Origin of the sequence: Nocardia sp. NPDC050799 (assembly GCF_040654015.1) — a bacterium.
Taxonomy (GTDB): Bacteria; Actinomycetota; Actinomycetes; order Mycobacteriales; family Mycobacteriaceae; genus Nocardia.
On the sequence record NZ_JBFAHF010000031.1, the window covers coordinates 32654 to 57175 of the forward strand.

Genomic DNA, 24522 nt, shown 5'->3' on the forward strand with positions numbered 1-24522 from the left:
TGACCTCACAATCCGAGGATCGAGGAGGCGATGATGGTGCGCTGCACCTCGCTGGAACCTCCGTAGATGGTTGTCTTGCGGTAGTTGAGATAGCTCGGACCCGAGCGCTGCGCCCAGTCCGGCGAGGCGATATCCGCGGCGTGTACCGGCAGCGCGTCGGGGCCGGCGATATCGAGCACCAGCTCGGTGGCGGCCTGCTGCAGTTCCGAACCGCGCATCTTCAGCACCGACGACGCGGGGTTGGGTTTGCCCTCGGTCGAGTTGGACACCACCCGCAACTGGGTGAGTTCCAGTGCGAGCAGCTCGTTCTCCAGTTCGGCGATGCGCGCCGCGAACAGCGGGTCTTCCAGCAGGGTCCCGGAACCGGATTTGGTGGCGGCCGCGTATTCCTTGGCCACGCCGATCCGCACCTTGGTGCGGGCGACGGCGGTGATCCCGGTGCGCTCGTTGCCGAGCAGGAATTTGGCGTAGGTCCAGCCCATGTTCTCCTCGCCGACCAGCTGGTCGGCCGGGACGCGCACGTTCTCGAAGAAGACCTCGTTGACCTCGTAGCCGCCGTCGATGAGTTTGATCGGCCGGATGGTGACACCGGGCGATTTCACGTCGAACAGCAGGAACGAGATCCCGGCCTGCTTCTTCGGGGCGTTCGGGTCGGTGCGGACCAGGCAGAAGATCCAATCCGCCCACTGGGCGAGGGTGGTCCAGATCTTCTGGCCGTTGACGATGTAGGAGTCACCGTCGCGCACGGCCGTGGTGCGCAGCGAGGCCAGGTCCGAACCGGCATCGGGTTCGGAGAAGCCCTGGCACCACCAGATGTCGAGGTTGGCGGTGGCCGGCAGGAAACGCTTCTTGAGTTCCTCGGAGCCGAACTGCGCGATGACCGGGCCGACCATGGTGGCGTTGAAGGTCAGCGGGTCCGGCACGCTGGCCAGCTGCATCTCGTCCTGCCACAGATGCCGCTGCATCGGGGTCCAGTCCTTGCCACCCCATTCGACCGGCCAGTTCGGTACGGCCAGGCCGTGCTCGTTGAGGATCCGATGGGAGGTCACGACGTCCTCGCGGGACAGTTCGTGACCGTATTTCACGCGTTCCCGGATCTCGGCCGGGATCGCGGTGGTGTAGATCTTCCGGAGCTCGTCACGGAAGGCGACCTCGTCGGGAGACAGAGTTAATTTCATACACATCTCCAAATATGTCTCGATTGTCCCGCATAGAATTTACACCCCTCCCCGATCCTGCCGTGTCGAGTGCATCACATGTGCCGGGAGCGCAGGGCCGATCAGGGCGGACGAGAGCGGAGTGTGACCGGGCGGCGACCGGACGGGCCTGGTACTTTGCTGCGGTGGGCGGGGGGTCGCCGGCCGGATCCGGCACCGTCGCCCCGATCGGATGTAGGGAGTCAGCAGTGCACAACAAAATTGTCGCGCGCACCGCGGCCACGGCAGCCGCCCTCGGAATCAGCGCAGCGCTCGCCTTCACCCCGGCGGCCGCCGCACCCGCGCCCACCCCGGCCGAAACGGCGATGCAGGCGCTCACCGAGCAGACCGCCGACAAACCGGAAACCCGCGCCGGTGTGGACGCGCTGGACCGCTATGCCGATTACGTCGCGGCCAACCACATCAGCACCATCGGCCTCTACACACCCTTCGTCTACGCGGCGCCCACCTTCGGCTGCGGCAGCAACGGCCCGATCACGACCATCATCGCGGCCGGCACCGCCAACGGTCCCAGCGCCAACATCAGCGGTACCCCCGGCACCCTGACCTTCCATGCGACCCCCGGCCATCCGGGCATCCCGCAGGCCTCCGGCCTCGTCGTCGCCTGGATCAATATCAACAACGGGCGCAGCGGTCTCGACATGCTCGACGATGTGACCGAGTTCGGCACCCCGTCGCTGTCCCGGACCGTGGACAGCGGTCCGGGTACCGTCCTCGCGTCCATGTGGGGCACCATCGACTATCCGGGCGCGCTCTGTGTGATGACGCCCACGGTCGGCATGTTCCCGGTACCCGAGGCACCCGCGCCGGCGCCGCAGTCCGCGCCCGCCGCGCCGCCCGCGGAACCGGGCGCCCCGGCCCCCGCACCTGCACCGGCGCCGGAACCGGCCCCCGCGCCGGCACCCGCGCCCGCCCCGGCCTGACCCCCGGCGCGGAGGACAGGTCCGCGGTAGCCCGGGCGAGACGGTCACCGCCGCCGATCGTGGCCCCCAACGGCCCGTCATTCTTTGCCAGAATCCGGCCATGGGTTTCTTCGACGGCGTGCGCGGCCGCATGCATTATCGGAACCGGCCGGTCGCCGGGGCCGCGACGGGCCTGGTGTTGCTGCCGGGTACCGGCCAGCACAGCGGGCACTACCACGAGTTCGCCCGGCAGTTGAACGAGGCGGGCATAGCCGTCTGGACACTGGACCCGGCGGGCCAGGGCCTCAGTGAGGGTGATCCCGGAGCCCCGCCGGTCCTGTCCGAACTGGTCGCCGACGCGGCCGGATTCTTCGCTCTGGCGCGGGCGCAGGCTCCGGAACTCCCGCTCACGCTCATGGGGCATTCGCTCGGGGCGATCACCGCGCTTGCCATGCTGGGCGCCACCCCGCCCGCCCTGGACCCCGCCGTCGCGGCGACCCCGGCCGTCCCGGCCGATCTGCCGGCCGGACTGGTGCTGTGCGGTACTCCGGCGCGCGCCCTCGACGAGCGCGCCGATGCCGCCGGGCCGCGGCTCCCGCCGGTCCTGGCCGTCCACGGGGTGGATGACCGCCGGGCGCCGATCGACCCGGTCCGGGCGTGGGCGCGGCGGCGCGAGGCGGTGGAACTGCGCGAATACGCCGATGCCGGACACGATCTGCTGCACGAGCGCGTGCGCGCCCGGGTGACGGCGGATATCGTGCAGTGGACGCAGGAGATCGTCGCGGGGCCGGTGCGACGACCGTGAAATCCGCTGTGTGACAGTGGAGCAGGAAGGGGGACACGATGCAGCCGAATGCGATCACCACGCTCGATTCCGCCGTCGAAGACGGGCAGCTGTGGATCGATGGCATCCTGGTGGCCGAGGGTGCGCCCGAACAGTGCGCACTGCGCTACGAACAACTCGCCGACCAGGTGGACGCGCAGATCGACACACTGTCCGCGGCGGTATCGCTGCCCGGCTTCGGGGGATTCGATTCGGGTGCGGCACTGCGCTCCGGATTCGAGGGCAAGGCCACCGACGCGATCGCGGCGCTGCGCCGGTACTCCGATACCGCCCGGCAACTCGCGCACACTTTCCGGGCCGCCGCGGCGGCCTACCGCGAATCCGATACCGATATCGCCGCGGCGCTCGGCGCCGCCGAGCCGGCGGGAGCCTCCGGTGCGTGAACTACCCCGGGCCGGGGCGCGCGGTGTGCACTACCGCGTCGATCCCGAGTACGCCCCCACCGTGGAAGTATTCGACAACCTCACCCACCGGCAGATCCACGCCGGGGTGGCCGCCATGAACCCGTCGGTACTGCAGAGTGGCGGGCAGGCCTGGCAGGGTGCGGCGACCGGCCTCACCGACGCGGTGGCGCAGGCGCATACCGAGATCCGCGGCGCCATCGCCGATGGCTGGCGTGGTTCGGCGGCCGGTCTGGCCGCGGCCGCGGTCCGTGATTTCGAGGCCGCCGGGCGGCACCTCGCCGATGTGCTCGCCACCGTAGGGCAGCGGCTCGGCCGGGCGGGGGACGCCGCGGAAACACTACGCGCCGCGGTCCCCGAACCCGGCGGCGCCGAACCGGACCTCGCGGCGGCGCTACTGGACCCGCATGCGGCCACCGGCAATATCGCCGCGCAGCGGACCGCCGACGACGATCGCGCCGAGGTGGTCCGGGTGATGGACAGCGTCTACGCCGGTGCCTTCATTCCGACCGGAGCCCAGATCCCCGCCTTTCCCGACCTCCCGGACACGCTCCCCGGCACCGAGGTGCCGGGCGGTGCGGCTCCGGCCGCGCCCGCGGCCCCGAGCCCGGAAACCACGGCGGGACCGCGGCCTTCCGCCGCGCCCGCGGGGACGACCGGGGCGGACCGGCAGCCGGCCGCGGCTTCGTCCGGAGTCGCGACCCCGGACGAACCCGGCTCGCCGGCGGTCACGGTCTCCGGCGTCCGGTCCGATACCCCGGATCTCGCTCCGGCCGGTTCCGGCGCCGAGAGCACGATCGCGGCGGCCACCGGGCAGATCGCCGCGCCCACCACCGCGCCCGCGGCGGCGCCGGTCACCGCCGGGGCCGCGCCGGCGAGCCCCGCTGTGGCAGCGGGTGTCCCACTGATCGCCGCCCCGGTCCGCCCGGCGGGTTCGACCGGTGACCAGGAACGTTCCCGGGACGAACAGCAGCGGTCCGCGGGAGGCGAGGCGATCACCGGGATGGGTGCGGGGGCCATCGGCGGGTTGATGGGCGGTGCCATGGCGGCCGATACGGTCCGGTCCGGCACCCCGGTGGTGCCGCGCACCGAGCGGACCGCTCCGGCCGAGGACGATCTCCACTTCGCCGACGACGAACTCACCTATCTGGAAGCGGGCGAACCGGCCGGTCAGTTGATCGGCGCCCTGGAGCCCACCATTCCGCCGGTGCTGGGTGAGTGGACGGAAGAGGAGTGAACTGGCTCCTCACCCCGGACCAGTTCGCGCTGGCGTGGGAACGGACCGTCGGCGACCGTATTCCCTATCCGCTGGCGGTACGCCTGTCGGCTCGTGATTCCGTCGAGCGCACCGCCCAGCTACCCGCCCTGCGGCAGTGGTGCGACGGCACTCTCGACGCCGACCTGGAGGCCGCGCTCCGGGTCCTGGCCGGTCCCGAGGTGAGTGTGGAGACATTCGGACAGGACGGTGACCGCACTCCGGCCGTGCGGATACTCGCCGCCTCGGCGGGCCGTATCGGGGTGGTCGCCACCCAGCGGCCGGGCCCGGATCCGGACCGGGGCGGCGAACTGCGGATCACCGCCGGCACCGCCACCTCGCTACCGGTCCGCGTGATCGCGGCCCTGCCGGCCGTGGCCGCCGGCACCGGAGGGCGGCTGCGCGCGGCACGCAGCGAGGTCGTCGAGGACGGCCGGGACCGGGTGACCGTCCCGGTGTCCGGGCCCACCGTGGCGACCCGGATCCGTAAGCGGCTCACACTGCCCCGCGACGGGATCGGCCAGATCGTGGTGTCGGTGCACCGGCACACCGGACCGGCGCCGTTCGGCGTCCTGTGCTGGGTGGATATCACCGGCGACGGCCGCTACGCGGTCCACACCGGCAAGGATGTCGAGATCGCCCCGGTGGGCGCCGAAGGTTTCACCAACGCCCTGCGGCCCATGATCGCCGCCGCCCAGCGGTCGGTCGCCTACGCCGAACACTGAGTTTCGAGACCTGCTCCCTGAGAGCGCATTCGAAGTTCGTCCGCCGCCGGCCGCGGGCGGCGCGGTAGCCGGGGCGGTGGTTCGACGTCCGGCATCCTCTTCGAGTGTCAGGCCGCCCAGGGTGGCCGGCGCGGAGCCGGGACCACCGGCCGCAGTCGGAGTACCTGCTGACCGACCGTGCGAACCGGCCGGGTTCGACCGCGCCGGAGATGACCGTTGCGCGTCACGAGGAGGATTTCGAGCACGTACACGACGAAGTCGTCGGCGGTCTACCGACATCGACTCGAACACGTCCAACTGCGACTGCGTACAGGTCGCATCAGCAGCCGCGGACCACCGATCAGCAACAGGGGACAGGCACGGTGCCGCAACTCCGCAGCGGTGCGCAGCTGTCGAAACAGCGTGATCGGCCCTCTCGGCGGCGGGAGGCAGAAGCAGCAGCCGGAACTCGTGGCCCTCGGGGTCAGTTACCGGGTGCGATGGTGCCGGTCGGGGTGGGCAGAGGCGGCTTTTCGGCGGAGTCCGGTATGGGCGCCTCGCCGGTCGTGGGTGCGGCGGCCCGGGGCGCGACGGGGACCTGTGTGGGCGTCGACTCCGCCGGGACGCCTTCCGCCGGAGCCGTTTCCGGGGACCTCGGCTCCTCTACCGCTGCCGGAGGTACGGCCGGGGCCGGAGGTTCGGCGGGTGGTGCGACCGGGGGTTCGGCGGGCGGCGGGCCCCCGGCCTCGGTCGGAACCGGGGCGATTACCACGGTCGTGCTCGGAGGCGGTGCGGGCAGCGGGGATTCGGTGTGGGCCGGTTCCAGCGGCGGGCTCGGCAGCGAGGCGGTGGTCCAGCCGGGCTCGGCCGGGCCGGCGGGGTCGGGCGTGGCGGGCAGGGTGACCCGGCGGGTGGTCTCGCCGGCGGTCGGCTCGGCGCCGGGGCCGGTGGAGGCGGTGACCGAGATCCGGTATTCGGGCGGGAGGGTGCGCCGGGGCGGCGGCTCCGGGGCCATCCGCCACGACGGGGACGGCGGTATCAGCACTTTCGCGACACCGGTGGAGGGTTCGCCGGTGAACCCCGCTGGTTCCGCGGCCTGCGGACCGGAGCGGATCGGGGGCGGCGGCACGTAGGTATCCTCTTGGCCGATTCCGCATGCGCCGATGAGCACCAGCCCGAGGGAAACCGCCCCGGCGGCCGCCAGGGGTCCGGCGACCTTCGTTTTGCTCTCCATCGGTGACGCTCCTGTGATATGTCAGTGGCCCAACCTTAATTCAGTGCGCCGGGGAGAACTAGACCCCCATCTGCTGATCCCCTGGTTACCGGGTGTAGAACGGTGGAGAAAGGGTACGGTTCAGGTATCGAATTGATATCAGCCGCGTGTCGTGGGCTTGTGTCGCGTAACAATCTTCGGGTTGTGGTCGTAGCGTATGTTGCTGAAGTGACGCATGAGGCACCGGAGTTTCTCGGTGACCGTGCACTGAAGTGGTAGGCGCGAAACGATTTCCGGATCGGCGCCATCGAGGAGTAGATGATGGGAGACCAGACCACCACCGACCTGCCGGGCGCGGCGGAGGAATCTGCCGCAGCGGAGGCTCCGGAGCCGGCGGATCCTGTATCGGGTGGTACAGGTGCGACAGTGGGCAGAGTACTGGGCTGGCTGGTCTTCGCCGGTGGGCTGGGTGCGGCGGCTTTCGGTATCGGCACCCTGCACGTGATCATCACCGTGATCGGTCTCATACTGGCGTGCACCGCGGGGCTGACCCTGTTGAAGCTGCGCGCCGACGGGCCCGGTCCCGAACCCGAGGCGGGTATCGCCGGCTGAGCCGGCGGGCGCGGCCTGTCCCTGCCCTCGGCAATCGCGATCCGAGCGGTCGCGCGGGCGCGGACGCCTGCGATTGCGCACTGAGTGGGACACGTGTCCGATCAGCTTTTCGGTCAGGTGCTCACTCGTCCGGGCGGCCCGTCGTGGCCCGTTTTCCGGTTGCTCGGGCGTTTGCTCGACTTCGGCTTCGTCGGTACTTTGGGCTCCGGTCGGGTGGGATCGGAAGGAAGAGAAGAACATGATCGAAGCCGGGTCCGCGGCCCTGAATCTGGCGAATCTCGTCACGTCCATCGCCGCCAATGTGACCTATCTGCTGCAGGCCTGGGGAGTTCTCTGAGTGTTTGCCGACAGTGTGGCGGTGCGCCCGGCGGGTGCGCCGCCACACTGCGTTCCGGCCGCTCGTTCGTTGCTGATCGTACCGGGAGACGGCCCGCCGGGCGCGGTGGGCACTGCCCGTGCGGCGCGCGGGCGGATAACGTATGCGCTATCGCGCATCGTCGCATTACCGCCCGAGAGGAGATGCTGTGCCACAGCAGGTTCGAGGTGTCATCGCCCGCAGTTCCGGTGCCCCGGTCGAATTGGTCCCGATCGTGATACCCGACCCCGGTCCCCGGGATGTGGTGGTGAAGATCCAGGCATGCGGGGTCTGCCACACCGATCTCACCTACCGTGACGGCGGGATCAACGACGAGTTCCCGTTCCTGCTCGGCCACGAGGCCGCGGGTGTGGTGGAAACGGTGGGTTCGGCGGTCACCCAGGTGGAACCGGGTGAGTTCGTCGTCCTGAACTGGCGGGCGGTCTGCGGCCGGTGCCGCGCGTGTAGGCGCGGCCGCCCCTGGTACTGCTTCGACACCTTCAACGCCAGTGTGCCCATGAGGCTCGAGGACGGCACCGAACTCACCCCGGCGCTCGGTATCGGCGCCTTCGCCGACAAGACCCTCGTCCACGAAGGACAGTGCACCAAGGTCGATCCGGCGACCGACCCGGCGGTGGCCGGCCTGCTGGGCTGCGGCGTGATGGCGGGTCTGGGCGCGGCGGTGAACACCGGCAATGTCGGCCGCGGCGATTCGGTGGCGGTGCTGGGCTGCGGTGGGGTCGGCGACGCGGCGATCGCCGGCGCCCGGCTGGCCGGGGCGGGCACCATCATCGCGGTGGACACCGACGCCCGGAAGCTCGACTGGGCGCGCGAACTCGGCGCGACCCACACCATCGATGCGTCCGCCACCGACGCGGTCGCCGGAATCCAGGACCTCACCGGAGGATTCGGCGCCGATGTGGTGATCGACGCGGTCGGCCGCCCGGAGACCTGGAAGCAGGCGTTCTACGCGCGCGATCTGGCCGGCACCGTGGTGCTGGTCGGGGTGCCGACCCCGGATATGACGCTGGAGATGCCGCTGATCGATTTCTTCAGCCGCGGTGGCGCGCTGAAATCGTCCTGGTACGGGGACTGCCTGCCGGAAAGGGATTTCCCGATGCTGATCGACCTGTACCGGCAGGGCCGGTTGCCGCTGGACAAGTTCGTGACCGAGCGGATCGGGCTGGACGCGGTGGAGCAGGCCTTCCACACCATGCACGGTGGGCAGGTCCTGCGCTCGGTGGTGGTCCTGTGACGGCCCGGGTCGAACGGATCGTCACCGAGGGGCAGTTCTGCCTCGACGGCGGCTGCTGGGATGTGGCGAACAATATCTGGCTCGTCGGCGACGACAACGAAGTACTGATCATCGATGCCGCGCACGACGCGCAGCCGATTCTCGGCGCCGTGGCCGGGCGCCGGGTGACCGCCGTCGTGTGCACGCACGCGCACAACGATCACGTCACCGTGGCGCCCATATTGTCGGCGGCGACGGGTGCGCCGATCTTCCTGCATCCCGACGACGATGTGCTCTGGCAGCAGACCCATCCCGGCGTGGAGTACCGGCCGCTGGCCGACGGTGAGGTGTTCCGGGTCGGTGGCGCGGAACTGCGGGTCCTGCACACGCCGGGGCATTCACCGGGCTCGTGCTGCCTGTACTCCGCCGCGAGCGGCGAGGTCTTCAGCGGCGATACGTTGTTCGAGGGCGGCCCCGGCGCGACCGGCCGGTCCTATTCCGACTATCCGACCATTCTCGCCTCCATCAACGAGCGACTGTTCGCGCTACCCGAGCAGACGGTGGTCCACACGGGGCACGGACCTGACACCACCCTCGGCGCCGAGCGGGCCAATGTGCCCGCGCAGGCCTGAGAAGTCGCAGTTGCCGAGACGGCGGCATCCGGACCGGGTGCCGCCGTTCGTGTCCGTGGACTCGGGTGGCAGTGCGCGACCCGGCGTCGTCGTTGTGATCCATCCTGACGCCGGGTTGGCCCCGCCGAGCGGATCGGACTCGCGGACGTCTCGGGCCGGCGCCCGCCCACGCCGGCGTTCTCCTCGCGGGCACGAGGGCGGTCCGGTGAATCCGGGCGCATCCGTCCGGGACCGCAGCAACTGTCAGGTGGTGCGGGGCTCCAGCACGAACACCGGGATACGGCGTTCGGTCCACGACTGGTAATTGTCGAAATCCGCGTACAGTTCGAGCAGTTTCGGCCACAGCCGGTCGCGTTCGGTGTCGTCGGCGAGGCGGGCCCGCACCGGGATCCGGTCCTTGCCGATCTGCACGGTGGTATCCGGCTGCGCGACGAGGTTGTAGTACCACTGCGGGTTCTTCGGCAGCCCGCCCTGCGACGCGACCACGATGATGTTCGCGTCGTCGCGCAGGAACAGCAGCGGCACCGTGAACTGCTTACCGGATTTGCGGCCGGTATGTTCCAGCAGCAGCGTGGGCACCGGTTTGCGGAAGCCCGCCCCGACCCGCCAGGTGCCGCCGATCCGGCCGCCGGTTTTCCGGTAGGCCCAGGTGTTGACCTTGGACATGTACTTGATGACAGTCGGCACGAAGGACGAGTCGAGCTGTTTGGGGCGGTTGTTCACTTCTCGAAGCTCCGATGCTCAGCGCAGGATCAACAGTGCGGATTTCTCGATGAGGCCGGCGATATCGGCGTAGGAGGCATACCCCATACCGGCCCGGACGAGCGCACCCGCGTAGACCAGTTCCAGCGAGACGACCACCTCGGGGTCCGGGTCGGGTCCCAGCGCGCGCTCGATCCGGGTGCGGATCTCCAGGCCGATGCGGGCGCGCAGATGGGCGACATCGGGATCGCGGCCGAGCATGGCGCTGGTGACCGCGCCGGAGACCTCCTGGTCGTCGGCGACCAGCATGGCGATCGCACGCAGTTCGGCCACCACCCGGACCGTGGGATCGGGGTCCTCGCTGACCGGTGAGGGCGCCGCCACCAGCCGCCGCCAGAAGATCTCGGCGACCAGATGTTCCTTCGACGAGAAATAGGTGTACGCGGTGGCGGTGCCGACACCGGCCGCGGCGGCGACCATCCGGATGGTCATTCCCGCGAACCCCTCGCGGGTCAATACCTCCACCGCGGCCTTCGTCAGTTTGTCGACCGTATCGGCCTGTTTGGCGGACAGGCGCCGACGGGTCGCCTCCACGACGACGGGTTCACCTTCGGACATGTGTCTGAATGTACCGTTTCAGTTCTTCGCGGCCGCAATCCCGGCCCGGCGGCCGTAGAAACTGCCGTCACCCAGCGAGGTCCCGCTGGCGTATCCGCCCGCGCAGACACCGGAGGTGCAGCGTCCCGCGGCGAACAGCCCGGCGATGGGTTCGCCGTTTACGTGCAGGACCCGCGAATCCAGATCGGTACGCAGACCGCCCAGGGTGAACCCCGCGGTGAATCCGCGCATATCGAACGCGGCGAAGGGGCCCTCCAGCGGTTTCGTCCACTCCGTCTTCTTGCCCAGCAGCGGGTCCTGACCGTTCGCGGCATGCTTGTTGTACAGCTCGACCGTCGTCTGCAGGGCCAGTTCGGGCAGGCCGATATCGGATTCGAGTTCGGCGATCGTCTCCGCCGCCCAGGTCGGCGGCTGGCGGAAGAACGGGGTGGAGGTCTCGGTGGTCAGTGATTCCTCGTAGGCGGCCTCGCCGATGATCAGGAACGCCTGGTTCTCCTGATGGAACAGGGTCAGCTGCCCGATCCGGCCGGGATAGGTGTCCTCGGGGACGTACCGCTGGCCGCGGCCGTTCACCAGGATGCCGCGCGCCATCATCTGCGGATCGCCGAAGAACGCGACCTCGGTGGCGTCCATATGGGCCAGGTCGGCGCCGAGCGCCTGCGCGATCCGGATGGCGATCCCGTCGTGTTCCTCGATGGCGGCGCCCGGGCGGCCGATGAGCCGCGGCGCGAAGCCCTCGATCATCTGGTCGTGGTAGGCGAAGCTGCCGGTGGCCAGGACGACCCCGCGCTCGGCCCGGATGGTCAGTTCCTTGCCGTACTGTTTGGCGACCACACCGACGACCCGGTCGCCGTTGACGATCAGGCGCTGGATCCGGGTGTCGTACACGGCTGCGACACCGAGTTTTTCGGCGGTTTCGGCCAGCGGTTTCATCAGCATGTAGCCGCCGCCCTTGGAACCGGTCCGCTTGTTGCTCATCTGCGGGACGTGGCCGCGCGGAGCGGGGTCGGCGACGGTGTTGAACGGGGCGGCGTTCTCCCCGCCGGAATACATCAGGCCCTCGTCGTGCGGGGGTTCCCAGCCGGGTTCGCCCCAGAATTCCGCTTTGAAGGGCACGCCGTTGGCCACCAGCCATTCGTAGTGCTCGACACTGCCGCGGCAGTAGTCGGCGATCTTCGCGCGGTCCACCCCCGGACCCAGCGCGGCGACCATGAATTTCTCCATGTTCTCCGGGCTGTCCGCGAACCCGAGGGCCTCCTGCAACGGCGTGCCGCCACCGAGGTAGATGAAACCGCCGGCCAGCGCCGCCGCACCGCCCCAGCCGCTGGTGCGCTCCAGGATCAGGACGTTCGAACCGGCCCGCGCCGCCTCGATCGCGGCGCAGACACCGGCGATCCCGTAGCCGGCCACGACCACATCGGCGGTGCGGTCCCACTCGGTGACCTCGGCGGCGGGTAACGGTCGGAGAGAGGTGGGGTCGGCCATTATTCGAATTCCTTACTGTCGTTCTGCGCGCCGGCTGCCGGGGGCCCCGGGGCGGCCGGCTGTGCGGCGATGGTGGCATGTCCCGGTACGGGGGTGGGGTGGCCGTCCCGCTCAGCGGTGGGGGTGTCTTGCGGCGCGGCGGCTCCGTGCCGCGCGGCGGCGATCTCGCCCCGCCCGACGCCCAGTCCCGCGCCGAGGCGCGTCAGCGCCAGCGCGGCCAGGGGCAGGTCGGCGTCGACCCGGCCGCCCAGGTCGAGAGCCAGGGACAGATCCTTCTCCCCGAGTTCCCGGACATGGGTGAGGATCGGCAACCAGAAATCGCCCGCCGCGATGGGGGCGGTGGTATCGCGCAGCATGATCGAACCCGCCCCGCCGGTCACCGCGTCGGAGTGGCGGACCACCTTGCCCAGCGCGGTGATATCGAGCCCGGCGGCCTCGGCCAGCCGCTGTGCCTCGGTGGCGGCGGTGAACGAGATGAAATGCAGCAGATTGCGGGCCAGTTTCATGCGTGTGCCGGCGCCGACCTCGCCGGCGTGCACCACGAGATCGGCGAAACAACCGAAGGGTTCACGCACCGCCGCGACCGCGTCGGCGCCGCCGCCGATCATCACGGCCAGCCGGCCGCTGTTCGCGCCCGCGGCCCCGCCACTGATCGGGGCATCGACCAGGTGCACGCCGCGTTCGGCGCAGAGCCGGGCGAATTCCACCGCGGACTCGTCGCCGATGGTGGAGTGCACGGCCACCACGGTGCCCGGCGCGGCGGTGCTCAGAATGCCGTGCTCGCCGGTGAGTACGGCGCGGACCTGCCGGTCGTTCACCACCGCGATACTGATGACCCCGCATTTCGCGGCCAGTTCGGCCGCGGTGGCGGCGGCCTCGGCGCCCGCGGCGGTGAACGGTTCCACCGCCTCGGGCCGGGTATCGCAGACGGTGAGACCGCCGGACCAGTTCAGCAGTTTCTTCGCCATCGGCGCGCCCATATCGCCCAGGCCGATGAAACCGACCCGGGTGCCGCCGGCGGAGTCCGCGCTCACTACCGGATCACCTGGCCGCCGTCGACGCAGAAGATCTGCCCGGTCACCCAGGAGGCGTCGTCGGAGAGCAGGTAGAGCAGGGCGCCGGCCATATCGTCGGGCGTGCCCATCCGCTTGAGCGGCAGCCGGTTCACCATATCCTTGACCATGCTCGCGGGCGTGGTGGTCTTGGTGGCCTCGGTATCGGTGGGACCCGGAGCGATCGCGTTGACCCGGATGTTCGAGCCGCCGAGTTCGGTGGCCAGCTGCTGGGTCAGGCCGTTGATACCGACCTTCGCCAGACCGTAGAAGCCGGAGTACACCCAGGCCGCCGTGGAGGACTGGTTGACGATCGAACCGCCGCTGTTGGCCGCCATGTTCTCCCAGACCGCGCGGGTCATCACCAGGGCGCCGTCCAGGTTCACCGACATGAACTTCTTGTAGTAGTCCCAGGGCACGGTGAGCAGCAGATCGAGCTTCATCCCGCCGTAGATGGCGGCGTTGTTCACCAGATGGTCGATCCTGCCGTACTTCTCGACGGTGAAATCGGCCAGTGCCTTTGCCGACTCGGGATCCGAGACGTCGACGGTGTGGAACGACGCGGTACCGCCGTCGGCCACGATCTTCTCGGCGACGGCGGTACCGCCCTCTTCGTTCAGATCCGCGACGACGACCGACGCGCCCTCGGCGGCCAGCGCCTGCGCGTAGACCTCGCCGATACCGCGGGCGGCGCCGGTGACGATGGCGGTCCTACCGGTGAAACGAGCCATGGGATGAGCTCCTCGTTGATCGGGAAAGCTTGGTCGGACAAGGTTTCGCTGCTGGGGGGCGCCGCGCGACTACCGCGCGGTGGCGACGAGTTTGGTCTCCAGGTACTCCTCGAACCCGGCGACGCCCATCTCGCGGCCGATACCGGACTGTTTGTAGCCGCCGAAGGGCGCGTCGGCGCTGTACCACATACCGCCGTTGACGCCGAGCGTGCCGGTGCGCACCCGGTCGGTGACCCGGCGAATCCGCTCGGGGTCCTTACCCCACACCGCGCCGGACAGGCCGTAGGGGGAGTCGTTGGCGATCCGGATGGCGTCGTCGTCGCCGTCGTACGGGAGCACCACCAGGACCGGGCCGAAGATCTCCTCCTGGGCGGCCTTGGCACTGTTGTCCAGGTCGGCGATGACGGTGGGTTCGACATAGAAACCACGGTCGTGTTCGGCCGGGCGGCCGCCGCCGGCCACGATCCGGCCGCCGTCGGCGCGGGCGCTGTCGATATAGCCGAGCACCCGGCTGCGCTGGCGGTCGGAGATCACCGGCCCGCATACGGTGCCGGGGTTCGCCGGGTCGCCGGGACGGATACCGCGCATGGTGTTCGCGGCGGCCTCGAGTGCCTCCTCGTATTTGCTCCGCGGTACCAGCAGGCGGGTGGACAGGGCGCAGCCCTGGCCGGCATGCACACACAGCGAGAATCCGGCGTAGCTCACCGCGGTGGCGAGGTCGGCATCGTCGAGCACGATGAACGCGGACTTCCCGCCGAGTTCTAGAAAGGTCTTCTTGAGATTGGCCGCGGCCGAGGCCATCACGGCGCGGCCGGTGTGGGTGGACCCGGTGAAACTGATCAGGTCCACCCGCGGGTCACCGGAGAGCTGGGCGCCGAGGCCGTGATCGGCGGAGGTGACGATATTGACCACCCCGGGCGGGATCTCGGTCTCCGCAGTGATGATCGAGGCCAGTGCCGCCGCGCACCACGGGGTGTCCGGGGCGGGTTTGAGGACGACGGTGTTGCCGGCGGCCAGCGCCGGGCCCAATTTCGCGAAGTTGATCTGGTGCGGGAAGTTCCACGGGGTGATCGCACCGACCACGCCGACCGCTTCGCGGCGTAGCGCCCGGTGGGTGCGGATACCCATCGGCGCGGCCACGCCGAGTTCGGTTTCCCATTCGTAGTTCGCGGCCAGTTGCGTGGCGAAGCTCAGGTCCTCGACGGGTCCGTCGAGCTGGGGTCCGCTGGTGAACATGATCGGCGTGCCCACCTCGGCGACGGTGATCTCCCGCAGTTCCTCCGCGTGCGCCTTCAGGCCGGCCTGTAATTGCTCCAGGCAGCGCACCCGGAACGCGTGGTCGCGGGACCAGTCGGTGTCGTCGAAGGCGGTGCGGGCGGCAGCGATCGCGGCATTCATATCGGCGGCGTCCGCGTCGGCCGCGGTGCCGATGACCTCTTCGGTCGCCGGGTTCACATTCTCGAACACGCCGTTGCCGCCGGGCACGAGGCTGCCGCCGATCAGCAGTCGAGAACTGTCGCCGGGCAGAAGACTGTTCATGAAAGACCCCAATACTGTCTGGACAGGTGTATGGAATATAGTCCGGACTCTTTCTCGAGTGCAAGAACGGGTTCTATCGTTCGCGCTCCGTGCTGATCGTGCCGCACACTCGGCCCGAAGGGGAGCGGTTGTCCGGGCCGATATTCCGGTTCGGCTGTCACGGCGCTTCTGAGCAGTCAATTCCCGTACGATCATTGTCGCGGGGCCGCGCCGCTGGTACCGTCCAGACACATGTCCAGCTATGTGTCTCTCCCCGGCGGCCGAGCAATCGTGTCCGGCGAGAACTCGTTATCGAAACAGAGGTGGGTCCGATGACGGCCGCATCGTTGGAGCCGGTGACGTTCGATCCCTACGACTACGTCTTCCACGAAGACCCGTACCCGGTCTACGCCCGGCTGCGCGCGGAGGCGCCGCTCTACTACAACGCCGAACTCGATTTCTACGCGCTGTCACGGCACGCGGATGTCACCGCGGGATTCCGCAACGCCGCCGCGCTGTCGAATGCCAACGGCGTCTCGCTCGACCCCGCGGCCTGGGGGCCGCACGCGCACAAGACCATGTCGTTCCTCGCCATGGACGACCCCCGGCATATGCGGATGCGCAAGCTGGTGTTCAAAGGTTTCACCCCCAAGCGGGTGGCCGATATGGAGACCCGCATCCGGGAACTGACGCTGGAATACCTGGAACCGGCGCTCGAGCGCGGCGATTTCGACTGGATCCAGGACTTCGCGGGCAAACTGCCGATGGACGTCATCTCCGAGCTGATGGGTGTACCGGCCGCCGACCGCGACGAGATCCGCCATATGGCCGATATGGTCATGCACCGCGAGGACGGGGTGACCGATGTCCCGGATTCGGCGATCGAGGCCTCGCTGAACCTGGTCGTCTACTACTCGAACATGGTCACCCAGCGCCGGGAGAACCCCACCGACGACCTCACCTCCGCGCTGCTCAGGGCCGAGATCGACGGGGACCGGCTCACCGACGACGAGATCATCGGATTCATGTTCCTGATGGTGGTGGCCGGGAACGAGACCACCACCAAACTGCTGGGCAACGCCCTGTACTGGGCGGGCCACAACCCGGCGGAATACGCCAAGGTCGCCGCCGATCCGGAGCGGGTCCCGGACTGGGTCGAGGAGACCCTGCGTTACGACACGTCCAGTCAGATCGTCGCCCGGACCGCCACCGAGGATCTGGAGTATCACGGCCGGATCGTCCCGGCGGGGTCGAAGGTGCTGCTGCTGATCGGTTCGGCCAACCGGGACGGCGAGGTCTTCGACGAGGCCGACAGCTACGACCTGGACCGCGCCGAGAAGGGCAATCTGGCCAGCTTCGGCGCCGGTGTGCACTTCTGCCTCGGCGCCCATCTGGCCCGCCTGGAAGCGACGGTCGCGCTGCGCGAATTCGCCGCGCGGGTGAAGTCCTACCGGGTGCGCGAGGACGAATTCGTCCGCGTGCACTCGTCCAATGTGCGGGGCTTCGCCAAGCTCCCGATCTCCGTGGAGGTGCGGTAATGCCCCGGTTCGATCCCCATCCCGGGAAACGGCCGACCATCGTGGCCGGCGCTTCGTCGGGTATCGGCGCCGCCACCGCCGTGGAGTTGGCCGCGCAGGGCCATCCGGTGGCGCTCGGCGCGCGCCGGGTGGAGATCCTGGAAGATCTGGCCGGGAAGATCCGGGCCGACGGCGGTACCGCGTTCGCCCACCGCCTCGATGTGACCGACCAGGCCTCGGTGGACGAATTCGTCGCCGCGGCCGAGGCGGCCATCGGACCCACCGAGATCCTGGTCTCCGGGGCCGGTGATATCGAATTCGGCCTCATCCAGGACATGGACCCGGCCGATTTCGCGCAGCAGGTGCAGATCCATCTGATCGGCGCGCACCGCATGGCCCATGCGGTGCTGCCCGGCATGCTGGCCCGCCGGCGCGGCGACGTGGTGCTGATCAGTTCCGACTGTGCGCCGCTGCCGCGGCCGTGGAACGGGGCCTACAGCGCCGCCAAGGCCGGAGTCGAGGCGATGGTGCAGCAGCTGCGGATGGAACTCGAAGGCACCGGTATCCGGGCCTCGCTGGTCCGGCCCGGTCCGACCGTTACCGGGATGGGCATGAATGCCTCGCCCGAGGTAGTGGGACCGCTGCTGGAGTCCTGGCAGGCCTGGGGGCTGGCGCGGCATCCGTACATGTTGCGTGCCTCCGATCTGGCCCGGGCGGTGTCCGCGGTCGTCGGCACCCCGCGGGGTGCCCATCTCGTGCTGGTCGAGGTGCAACCGGAAGCGCCGCTGCGACCGCTCCCGGAAGAAGGAAAGGACGCCTGATGACAACCGCACTGCCCCCGGGGTTCGATTTCACCGACCCCGCACTGTGGGCCGATCGCAGTCCGGTCGAGGAATTCGCGCTGCTGCGCCGGACGGCGCCGGTGTGGTGGAACGCCCAGTCCGACGAGACCTCGGGTGGCTTCAACGACGGCGGCTACTGGGTGGTCAGCACGCTGGAGGATGTCAAGGAACTGTCCCGCAACCCGGAGCTGTACTCCTCGCAGGAGAAGGGGTCCATTGTCCGGCTGCCCGGCGATATCACCCCCGATCAGATGCAGCTGACCGAAGCGCTGCTGGTGAACATGGATCCCCCGAAGCATTCCAAGGTGCGGCGGATAATCTCCAAAGGTTTCACTCCGCGGGCGGTGGAGGGATTGCGCGCGGCGCTCACCGAGCGCGCGCACCGCATCGTGCACGAGGCGAAGAAGAGCGGCGGTGGCGATTTCGTCACCCAGGTCGCCTGCGAACTGCCCCTGCAGGCGATCGCCGAACTGCTCGGGGTCCCGCAGGAGGACCGGCGCAAGGTGTTCGACTGGTCGAACCAGATGCTCAACTACGACGATCCCGAATACGGCGACCCGACCGTGGCCTCGGCGGAGATCCTCGGCTACGCCTGGAACATGGCCGAACAGCGGCGGTCGTGTCCGGCCGACGATATCGTCACCCAGCTGGTCAACGCCGATGTCGACGGGGAGGGACTGGCCTCCGACGAGTTCGGGTTCTTCGTCATCCTGCTCGCCGTGGCCGGTAACGAGACCACTCGCAATGCCATCACCCACGGGATGAAGGCGTTCGTGGACAACCCGGAACAGTGGGCGCTGTACCGGGAGCAGCGGCCGCGGACCGCGCCGGACGAGATCGTGCGCTGGGCCACTCCGGTGACCGCGTTCCAGCGCACCGCCACCGCCGATCACATCCTGGGCGGACAGGAGATCAAGAAGGGGCAGCGTCTCGGATTGTTCTACAGTTCCGCCAATTTCGACGAAGAAGGGTTCGACGAACCGTTCACCTTCGATATCCTGCGCGATCCGAATCCGCATGTCGGATTCGGCGGTACCGGCACCCATTACTGTGTGGGCGCCAATCTGGCCCGGCTGGAAATCGACCTGATGTTCAACGCGATCGCCGATGCCATGCCCGACCTTGCCTCCGTTTCCGATCCGGTACGGTTGCGATCGGGGTGGATCAACGGAATCAAGAGTTGGCAGGTGCGCTACCAATGAACGTTCGGGATATTCCGGTGAACACGCTGTCGGGTTCGGCGTCCACGCTCGGTGAGCTGGTCGGCGACCGGGTGGTGCTGCTGGTCAACGTCGCGTCGAAATGCGGTCTCACACCGCAGTACACCGGGTTGGTCGAACTGCAGAAGAACTACGGTGACCGCGGTTTCAGTGTGGTCGGTGTGCCGTGCAACCAGTTCATGGGGCAGGAGCCGGGCAGCGCCGAGGAGATCCAGCAGTTCTGTTCCACCACCTACGGTGTGGACTTTCCCTTGCTGGAGAAGATCGAGGTGAACGGCGACGGCCGGCATCCGCTGTACCGGGAGATCATCGAAACCCCCGACGCCGAGGGTGCGGCCGGTGATGTGCAGTGGAACTTCGAGAAGTTCCTGATCGACCGGGACGGGAGTGTGGTGGGGCGGTTCCGGCCCACTACCGCACCGGATGCGGACACGCTGGTCGCGGCGATCGAGAAAGCGCTGTAACCGATGCCGTAACGGCTTATGATCGAGGCCCGCTCACCCAGTTGTGAGCGGGCCTTTTTCACTTTCTACCTGCGAAAACCGCGTGATACGTCGCAATCCGGACGTGATCGGCGAAAACCGCCCGCCCGGACTGAATCGGCCATAACATGGACAACTGTCTGGACATAAATCCGGTTCAGTTCGGGCACGCCGGGGTGCCGAACGGCTCGAGGCAGGTGAGTGGTGGTACCGATACACAATCGGTCCGATCGGCCGACAACGACACTGCGCAAGGTCTGGGCCGCCGTGCAGTACAAGCTCGCGGCGCTGGGGATGGTGCTGATCATCGCCCTGGCCGTGGTCTTCTCGCTGATCATGTTCTTCGGCGGCTTCACGCCGAAGGAACCGGTATCGGTCGTGGTACCGCGCAGCGGGCTGGTGATGGATCCCGACGCCAAGGTGAAATTCCGGGGCGCGGAGGTCGGCCGGGTCGGCAAGATCGAATCCGGTAACGGGGAGGTTCGCCTCGAACTCGAGATGAACCCCGACCTTATGCGGCTCGTCCCGGGCAACGCCGGAGTCGATATTCGCTCCACCACGGTGTTCGGTGCCAAATACGTGAACTTCCTGGAGCCGGCCCAGCCCGCCGGCCGCCTGCGACCGGGTCAGGTCCTGCGCGGCGAATCGGTGACCGTCGAATTCAATACGCTGTTCGAGCGGCTCACCGAAGTTCTGAACATGGTCGAACCGGCGAAACTGAACGCCACGCTCACCGCGCTCGGTACCGCGCTGCAGGGGCGCGGCGAGCGACTCGGCGATCTGCTGGTGGACGCGGACCGGCTGCTACGCGAGATCAATCCGAGCATTCCCGCGCTCCGGCACGATTTCCAGGCCGCCGCCGCGGTGACAGACCTCTACGCCGACACCGCCCCGGATCTGCTGCGCACGGTCGACAACGCCACCGCGCTCAGTCACACCCTTACCGAGAACGAGCAGAACTTCGACGCGTTGCTGCTGGATACGATCGGCCTGGCCGACACCACCGGCGCGGTGCTCACCGAGAACGAACGGGACCTGGCCACCGCGCTGGACCTGCTCCGGCCCACCACCGACCTGCTCGACGCCTACAAACCGGCGCTGTTCTGCGTGGTCAGCGGGATCGCCAAGGCCATGCCGCTGGCCGAGGACCTCTTCGGCGGGCGCAACCCGGGCGCCTCGTTCAACGCGAGTTTCATGTACGGAGCCGAGGCCTATCAGTACCCGAACGATCTGCCCAAGGTGAACGCCACCGGCGGGCCACGCTGCTCGGGCGTCCTGGACCGGGCGCCGGGTAGCCACGCCGACTACGTGGTCACCGATACCTCGGAGGTCGATCCGTTCGTCCCGTCCACCCGGATCTACCGGAACCACCCGACCGTGTTCGAGGTGCTCTTCGCCGGGATGCCCGGGATGCGCTGAGTACGCGGCGGTACTAGCGGGTGCACCCACTAGGGCGAGCTTCGAGATGTATTGCAGTTCGGGCTGCCCGGACCGGTCGCCGGTTACGGCATCACGGACGGGCTGATTCTGTCCGAGCGTCCGACAGCCGATTCACAAGCGGGGTCTGGAGTCACCGCGCCGCCTTGACGTGCGACTGGATGCGTGGGCAACGGTGCAGTCGGAGCACTCACAATTCGCTGTGCCAGCGACCGAAGAATCCGGCCGGGTGGGCAACGATTTCCCGGCGTGACGTCAGGCGGCGCCGCCGTCGAGTACCTGCTGTACGACCCGCCGCCCTCGCCGGGTGGCGGGCAACCCGGCGAGCGCCTGCCGGACCGCGGCCGTCATGGGTTTCCCGGCCATGCGCGCCCCGGCCATCACGTCGATGCCGCGGACGAGCGCGAGCAGCATGGCGGCCAGCTCCGCAGGGTTGGACGCGGGATCGAGATCCCCGTGCCGGCGCGCCGACTCGAGGCATTCCTCGATCGCCGCACGCTGCCGGGTGAAGCACGCGCCGATCAGTTCCGCGGCTTCCGGATCCGAGCTGCCGACTTCGAGCGCGAACTTCCCGGCCATGCAGCCCAGTCCGTCCAGATCGTCGAAAGCGAAGCGCGCGTTGCCGGTCAGATAGGCGTGCAGGCGTTGAAGGGCCGACTCGTCAGAGCCGGTCAGCATGCTCTCTGCCTCGGCTGCCTTGCGATCGCAGTATTCCCCGAGGGTGAGCAGGAACAGCCGGTGTTTGTCCCCGAACGCCGCATACAAACTGCCGCGGCCCAGGCGGGTGACCGCCGCGATATCGTCGAGGCTCGTGCCTGAGTACCCGGTACGTCGGAATTGGCGTTCGACCGCGGCCAGGACCTGGTTCCGATCGAAACTCCGTGGGCGTGCCATGGTGGCCAGATTAGCCCGTTCTTGACAGTTTGGTCCACAACCGTCCGGGCGGCAGGTCCGCCCGGGTCCGGGCGGCTACGCGGCGGTAGGTGCGATTGCGAAGCGTCCGGCTTCGACGTCGAAAGTTTCGCGGTTGGCTGCGACGTAGTCCTCGACTGTCATGGGTGGCTGAGCGGTGATGACCTCGACAAGGTTGTTGGTTCCGGCGAAGATGCCGTTCCGGTAGTCGACAGCCACATTGCCCAGGTGCTGGACGAGGTGCTGCGACACGCCACGGGCCAGGAGGCCGGCCTGGAAAGTCTCCACACTGATCGGCTCGTACCGGACCGCTGTACCGAGGGCTCGCGACATCGCGGCAGCGATTTCGTCGTGATTCATCTCGACGGGCCCGTAGAGCGGGTAGATCTGACGGTCGTGCGGCGCGGGGTGGGTGAGAACGGCGGCGATGACGCGCGCCTGGTCGTCACCCGCGATCGGCGCGTGCCGTCCGGCGCCGAAGGGCAACGCCAGCACTCCCGGCTCGCCACCACCGAGCCAGCCCCAGTTGATCCACTCTGCGAAGAACGTCGGCCGCAGGTGCGTGGTGCGGAAGGGGCCGCGATCCAGGAGTCGCTCTGCGATCCAGTGCTGTCGTGCGGCGTTACTCTTCGCGTCGCGGCGTGCTGACACCTGCGACATGTCGACCACCGCGTCCACGCCGGCTTCGGCGGCAGCCTGCGCCACGTTGACCGTCGCTTCGATCAGCCCCGGCTCGACCGGGTAGCAGAAGTAAACGCTTTCGACGCCCACCATCGCCGCGCTCACATCGCGGAAGTCGCGTAGATCGCCCGCCACGACGTCAGCGCCGGCTCTGGCCAGAGCATGCGACCGCTCGTCCTCTCGGTACACGAACGCGGTCACGGCGTGCCCCTGCTCGAGCAGGAGGCGGGTGGTCGCTGCGCCTGTCTTGCCTGCTGCGCCCGTGATCAGGAAACGGCGATCGCTGGTGCTCATGAGAATCCTCTCCATAGCTGTGTGATCCGATCCATTCTGGACTGGTTCGACAAGAACGTTACTCGTTATGGACTGGTATGCCAAGAATCTCCGCTGAGTCGCGTGTGGGTCGGGCCCGGGCCGGGCGGCCGCATCGTCCCGCGACCCCGCGGAACTCGCGACTACTCAACGGGACGGCAGTTGTAGTAGACATAATCACAATCGATATGGTTCTGTCATAGTCGGCGCTCGAGTGTGGCCGAATGAGTGCTCGAGATCGGCGCGATGCACGCGAGACGGTGCGGTTGCGCCACGTAGCTTCTGGTGAAGTGCCAGTTGGATCGGAAAGGTGGAGTCAATGCCCGCATACGGATTCTTCGTGGAGTTCGAGGCCCGGGAAGGAAAGGAGGACGACGTCGCGCGGTTCCTGGTCGACGCCGAGAAACTCGTCGATGCCGAGCCCGGGACGCTGGCCTGGTTCGCGTTCCGGCTCGGCCCCTCGTCGTTCCGCATCTTCGACGCGTTCGAGACGGAGGACGACCGCGAAGTTCACCTGCAGGGCAAGGTTCGGGAGGAGATCGAAGCCCGGGGTGACGAGTTGTTCGCCACGCCGCCGGTCATCACGCCGGTGGACCTTCTCGCGACGAAACTGCCGGCGTAGCGGTTCCTGCACGAGCGCCCTCGCGGTGCGGGGTTCTCGGCGTGCCGGCCCCGCGCCGCGACGGGGTCAGTGCAGTATCGGACGGCTCTAAACTGATGCCATGTCATGGCCAGCCTCCCAACGGTACGAGCTGTCGACGGCGCCCGGTGGCTTGGCGCTGATTCAGGACTTCTTGAACACGAGGCCGCGGGCCCGGCCCGAAACCGCGGATCTGCTCGATTCGGTGCGCTCCGCGCAAGAGTGGGCCGACGACGCGCTGCGCCAGTGGTCCGAGGTCACCGGGCGGACGTACCGGCAAGTCAGGCTCACAAAGGACGACCTGGGCGAGTTGCGTGGTGTCCGGACGCGCATCGCCGAGGCGGTTCGCCGCCGTGGCGGGCACGAGGGCGGACCTGAGCCCATTGCCTCGATCGCGGAGGTCGACGTCAACGCGGTCGTTGGGCCGGACGGCGCGGTGGTGCTCGAGCCGGTCGGGCAGGGGTGGCGCCGGATCATGTCGGCGATGGCCATCGAGGCGCACCAGGCCCAGGTGAGCAACACCTTCCGCCGGCTGAAGACCTGCCGCAATCCGCGTTGCCCTGGAGCTTTCTACGATCGATCGCCCAACAACAGCGGCGCTTGGCATGATGTGCTCACCTGCGGCAATCTCGCCAACCTGCGCGCATCGCGGGCGAGGCGGAAAACCGCGGCCGAACGGCCTTCGTGAATCGGAGATCTCGCTCCGTGCGCACCGGCGAAGGCGCGGTCGCCATGGGTTGCCGCTGACGGGCGGGCGCGGCCTGCCGGCCGGCACAGCGGGCAGGGTGGAGGCCGACCGCCGCGACCACGGCGCGGAGTAACACCGAAATCGCCGCGGCCCCGAACCGTATCGCCGGCCACAGTTCGCAGTTTCGACGGCCATTGCCGGAATCGCCGAAGGCCGCGCTCACCGGGACCTGGGCAGCGAGCGCGAGCGTGCCGCCACCTGCTGTCTCGTACATGGGCGCTGTGGCGCGGTCGTCGCGTTCGCAACCGTGTCCACG

25 protein-coding genes are annotated in these 24522 nt (G+C 68.6%); 15 read left to right on the forward strand and 10 right to left on the reverse strand.

Going from position 1 to position 24522, the window contains the following annotated elements; genetic code table 11:
• Positions 1-5: 5 nt before the first annotated feature.
• Positions 6-1178, reverse strand: a complete 1173-nt coding sequence (locus AB0H42_RS26855; protein ID WP_357060779.1) for an acyl-CoA dehydrogenase family protein — start codon at positions 1176-1178, stop codon at positions 6-8.
• A 227-nt stretch (positions 1179-1405) separates the two neighbouring features.
• Between AB0H42_RS26855 and AB0H42_RS26860 the strand changes: the two genes are divergently transcribed.
• From AB0H42_RS26860 to AB0H42_RS26880, 5 genes are all read left to right on the forward strand, one after another.
• Complete coding sequence (locus tag AB0H42_RS26860) at positions 1406-2140, forward strand: hypothetical protein (protein WP_357060782.1); 735 nt, start codon at positions 1406-1408, stop codon at positions 2138-2140.
• Positions 2141-2240: 100 nt separating this feature from the next.
• Positions 2241-2924: an alpha/beta fold hydrolase gene (locus AB0H42_RS26865; RefSeq protein ID WP_357060784.1), complete on the forward strand. Its 684-nt coding sequence runs from the start codon at positions 2241-2243 to the stop codon at positions 2922-2924.
• Between the two features lie 38 nt (positions 2925-2962).
• Positions 2963-3346, forward strand: a complete 384-nt coding sequence (locus tag AB0H42_RS26870) for a hypothetical protein (protein WP_357060786.1) — start codon at positions 2963-2965, stop codon at positions 3344-3346.
• Positions 3339-4601 (forward strand): hypothetical protein, encoded by a 1263-nt coding sequence (locus AB0H42_RS26875; protein WP_357060789.1) that lies wholly within the window; start codon positions 3339-3341, stop codon positions 4599-4601. Before AB0H42_RS26870 ends, AB0H42_RS26875 begins: the two co-directional genes overlap by 8 nt.
• On the forward strand, positions 4598-5344 hold the full coding sequence (locus AB0H42_RS26880) for an ESX secretion-associated protein EspG (protein ID WP_357060792.1): 747 nt from the start codon (positions 4598-4600) through the stop codon (positions 5342-5344). Before AB0H42_RS26875 ends, AB0H42_RS26880 begins: the two co-directional genes overlap by 4 nt.
• A gap of 463 nt (positions 5345-5807) precedes the next feature.
• On the opposite strand, the gene AB0H42_RS26885 is transcribed toward AB0H42_RS26880, so the two are convergent.
• Positions 5808-6557 carry a hypothetical protein gene (locus tag AB0H42_RS26885; protein WP_357060794.1) on the reverse strand — a complete coding sequence of 250 codons (750 nt, stop codon included), beginning with the start codon at positions 6555-6557 and terminating at the stop codon, positions 5808-5810.
• A 405-nt stretch (positions 6558-6962) separates the two neighbouring features.
• Between AB0H42_RS26885 and AB0H42_RS26890 the strand changes: the two genes are divergently transcribed.
• The 3 genes from AB0H42_RS26890 to AB0H42_RS26900 all read left to right on the forward strand — a co-directional run bounded on the left by AB0H42_RS26890 (position 6963) and on the right by AB0H42_RS26900 (position 9369).
• On the forward strand, positions 6963-7148 hold the full coding sequence (locus AB0H42_RS26890; RefSeq protein WP_051164584.1) for a hypothetical protein: 186 nt from the start codon (positions 6963-6965) through the stop codon (positions 7146-7148).
• A gap of 524 nt (positions 7149-7672) precedes the next feature.
• Positions 7673-8758, forward strand: a complete 1086-nt coding sequence (locus tag AB0H42_RS26895) for an S-(hydroxymethyl)mycothiol dehydrogenase (protein ID WP_357060797.1) — start codon at positions 7673-7675, stop codon at positions 8756-8758.
• Positions 8755-9369 carry an MBL fold metallo-hydrolase gene (locus AB0H42_RS26900; RefSeq protein WP_357060799.1) on the forward strand — a complete coding sequence of 205 codons (615 nt, stop codon included), beginning with the start codon at positions 8755-8757 and terminating at the stop codon, positions 9367-9369. Before AB0H42_RS26895 ends, AB0H42_RS26900 begins: the two co-directional genes overlap by 4 nt.
• 243 nt (positions 9370-9612) lie before the next feature.
• On the opposite strand, the gene AB0H42_RS26905 is transcribed toward AB0H42_RS26900, so the two are convergent.
• From AB0H42_RS26905 to AB0H42_RS26930, 6 genes are all read right to left on the reverse strand, one after another.
• Complete coding sequence (locus tag AB0H42_RS26905) at positions 9613-10035, reverse strand: nitroreductase family deazaflavin-dependent oxidoreductase (protein ID WP_357060894.1); 423 nt, start codon at positions 10033-10035, stop codon at positions 9613-9615.
• 75 nt (positions 10036-10110) lie between these two features.
• Positions 10111-10689 carry a TetR family transcriptional regulator gene (locus AB0H42_RS26910; protein ID WP_357060802.1) on the reverse strand — a complete coding sequence of 193 codons (579 nt, stop codon included), beginning with the start codon at positions 10687-10689 and terminating at the stop codon, positions 10111-10113.
• Positions 10690-10707: 18 nt separating this feature from the next.
• The gene (locus AB0H42_RS26915) at positions 10708-12174 is read right to left on the reverse strand and encodes an FAD-dependent oxidoreductase (RefSeq protein WP_357060805.1); all 1467 of its coding nucleotides are present in this window, start codon (positions 12172-12174) and stop codon (positions 10708-10710) included.
• Positions 12174-13208 carry an NAD(P)-dependent oxidoreductase gene (locus AB0H42_RS26920; RefSeq protein WP_357060807.1) on the reverse strand — a complete coding sequence of 345 codons (1035 nt, stop codon included), beginning with the start codon at positions 13206-13208 and terminating at the stop codon, positions 12174-12176. Before AB0H42_RS26920 ends, AB0H42_RS26915 begins: the two co-directional genes overlap by 1 nt.
• Positions 13208-13957 (reverse strand): SDR family oxidoreductase, encoded by a 750-nt coding sequence (locus AB0H42_RS26925; protein ID WP_357060809.1) that lies wholly within the window; start codon positions 13955-13957, stop codon positions 13208-13210. Before AB0H42_RS26925 ends, AB0H42_RS26920 begins: the two co-directional genes overlap by 1 nt.
• Positions 13958-14026: 69 nt before the next feature.
• Positions 14027-15496, reverse strand: coding sequence for an aldehyde dehydrogenase (locus AB0H42_RS26930; protein WP_357060812.1), 1470 nt, complete (start codon positions 15494-15496; stop codon positions 14027-14029).
• 311 nt (positions 15497-15807) lie between these two features.
• Between AB0H42_RS26930 and AB0H42_RS26935 the strand changes: the two genes are divergently transcribed.
• From AB0H42_RS26935 to AB0H42_RS26955, 5 genes are all read left to right on the forward strand, one after another.
• Positions 15808-17013 (forward strand): cytochrome P450, encoded by a 1206-nt coding sequence (locus tag AB0H42_RS26935; protein WP_357060814.1) that lies wholly within the window; start codon positions 15808-15810, stop codon positions 17011-17013.
• On the forward strand, positions 17013-17813 hold the full coding sequence (locus AB0H42_RS26940; protein ID WP_357060817.1) for an SDR family oxidoreductase: 801 nt from the start codon (positions 17013-17015) through the stop codon (positions 17811-17813). Before AB0H42_RS26935 ends, AB0H42_RS26940 begins: the two co-directional genes overlap by 1 nt.
• A complete protein-coding gene (locus AB0H42_RS26945) occupies positions 17810-19036 on the forward strand; it encodes a cytochrome P450 (RefSeq protein WP_357060897.1) in 1227 nt (408 codons plus the stop codon). The genes AB0H42_RS26940 and AB0H42_RS26945 overlap by 4 nt, the downstream gene beginning before the upstream one ends.
• Positions 19033-19518, forward strand: a complete 486-nt coding sequence (locus AB0H42_RS26950; RefSeq protein ID WP_357060818.1) for a glutathione peroxidase — start codon at positions 19033-19035, stop codon at positions 19516-19518. The genes AB0H42_RS26945 and AB0H42_RS26950 overlap by 4 nt, the downstream gene beginning before the upstream one ends.
• Before the next feature lie 285 nt (positions 19519-19803).
• Positions 19804-20955, forward strand: a complete 1152-nt coding sequence (locus AB0H42_RS26955) for an MCE family protein (protein WP_357060899.1) — start codon at positions 19804-19806, stop codon at positions 20953-20955.
• A 273-nt stretch (positions 20956-21228) separates the two neighbouring features.
• Here the strand turns inward: AB0H42_RS26955 and AB0H42_RS26960 are convergent, their stop codons facing one another.
• Positions 21229-21867 carry a TetR/AcrR family transcriptional regulator gene (locus AB0H42_RS26960; RefSeq protein ID WP_357060821.1) on the reverse strand — a complete coding sequence of 213 codons (639 nt, stop codon included), beginning with the start codon at positions 21865-21867 and terminating at the stop codon, positions 21229-21231.
• 75 nt (positions 21868-21942) lie between these two features.
• Positions 21943-22860: an NAD(P)H-binding protein gene (locus AB0H42_RS26965; protein WP_357060824.1), complete on the reverse strand. Its 918-nt coding sequence runs from the start codon at positions 22858-22860 to the stop codon at positions 21943-21945.
• A 337-nt stretch (positions 22861-23197) separates the two neighbouring features.
• On the opposite strand from AB0H42_RS26965, the gene AB0H42_RS26970 reads away from it, so the two are divergent.
• The gene (locus AB0H42_RS26970; RefSeq protein WP_357060826.1) at positions 23198-23500 is read left to right on the forward strand and encodes an antibiotic biosynthesis monooxygenase; all 303 of its coding nucleotides are present in this window, start codon (positions 23198-23200) and stop codon (positions 23498-23500) included.
• Positions 23501-23600: 100 nt separating this feature from the next.
• The gene (locus AB0H42_RS26975; RefSeq protein ID WP_357060829.1) at positions 23601-24206 is read left to right on the forward strand and encodes a CGNR zinc finger domain-containing protein; all 606 of its coding nucleotides are present in this window, start codon (positions 23601-23603) and stop codon (positions 24204-24206) included.
• Positions 24207-24522 lie beyond the last annotated feature (316 nt).

Excerpts from the sequence above, each read along its gene's own strand:
- AB0H42_RS26855 (WP_357060779.1), bottom strand. The coding sequence starts at position 1,178 with ATGAAATTAACTCTGTCTCCCGACGAGGTCGCCTTCCGTGACGAGCTC.
- AB0H42_RS26865 (WP_357060784.1), top strand. The coding sequence starts at position 2,241 with ATGGGTTTCTTCGACGGCGTGCGCGGCCGCATGCATTATCGGAACCGG.
- AB0H42_RS26870 (WP_357060786.1), top strand. The coding sequence starts at position 2,963 with ATGCAGCCGAATGCGATCACCACGCTCGATTCCGCCGTCGAAGACGGG.
- AB0H42_RS26885 (WP_357060794.1), bottom strand. The coding sequence starts at position 6,557 with ATGGAGAGCAAAACGAAGGTCGCCGGACCCCTGGCGGCCGCCGGGGCG.
- AB0H42_RS26905 (WP_357060894.1), bottom strand. The coding sequence starts at position 10,035 with ATGTCCAAGGTCAACACCTGGGCCTACCGGAAAACCGGCGGCCGGATC.
- AB0H42_RS26910 (WP_357060802.1), bottom strand. The coding sequence starts at position 10,689 with ATGTCCGAAGGTGAACCCGTCGTCGTGGAGGCGACCCGTCGGCGCCTG.
- AB0H42_RS26915 (WP_357060805.1), bottom strand. The coding sequence starts at position 12,174 with ATGGCCGACCCCACCTCTCTCCGACCGTTACCCGCCGCCGAGGTCACC.
- AB0H42_RS26925 (WP_357060809.1), bottom strand. The coding sequence starts at position 13,957 with ATGGCTCGTTTCACCGGTAGGACCGCCATCGTCACCGGCGCCGCCCGC.
- AB0H42_RS26930 (WP_357060812.1), bottom strand. The coding sequence starts at position 15,496 with ATGAACAGTCTTCTGCCCGGCGACAGTTCTCGACTGCTGATCGGCGGC.
- AB0H42_RS26935 (WP_357060814.1), top strand. The coding sequence starts at position 15,808 with ATGACGGCCGCATCGTTGGAGCCGGTGACGTTCGATCCCTACGACTAC.
- AB0H42_RS26940 (WP_357060817.1), top strand. The coding sequence starts at position 17,013 with ATGCCCCGGTTCGATCCCCATCCCGGGAAACGGCCGACCATCGTGGCC.
- AB0H42_RS26950 (WP_357060818.1), top strand. The coding sequence starts at position 19,033 with ATGAACGTTCGGGATATTCCGGTGAACACGCTGTCGGGTTCGGCGTCC.
- AB0H42_RS26960 (WP_357060821.1), bottom strand. The coding sequence starts at position 21,867 with ATGGCACGCCCACGGAGTTTCGATCGGAACCAGGTCCTGGCCGCGGTC.
- AB0H42_RS26965 (WP_357060824.1), bottom strand. The coding sequence starts at position 22,860 with ATGAGCACCAGCGATCGCCGTTTCCTGATCACGGGCGCAGCAGGCAAG.
- AB0H42_RS26970 (WP_357060826.1), top strand. The coding sequence starts at position 23,198 with ATGCCCGCATACGGATTCTTCGTGGAGTTCGAGGCCCGGGAAGGAAAG.
- AB0H42_RS26975 (WP_357060829.1), top strand. The coding sequence starts at position 23,601 with ATGTCATGGCCAGCCTCCCAACGGTACGAGCTGTCGACGGCGCCCGGT.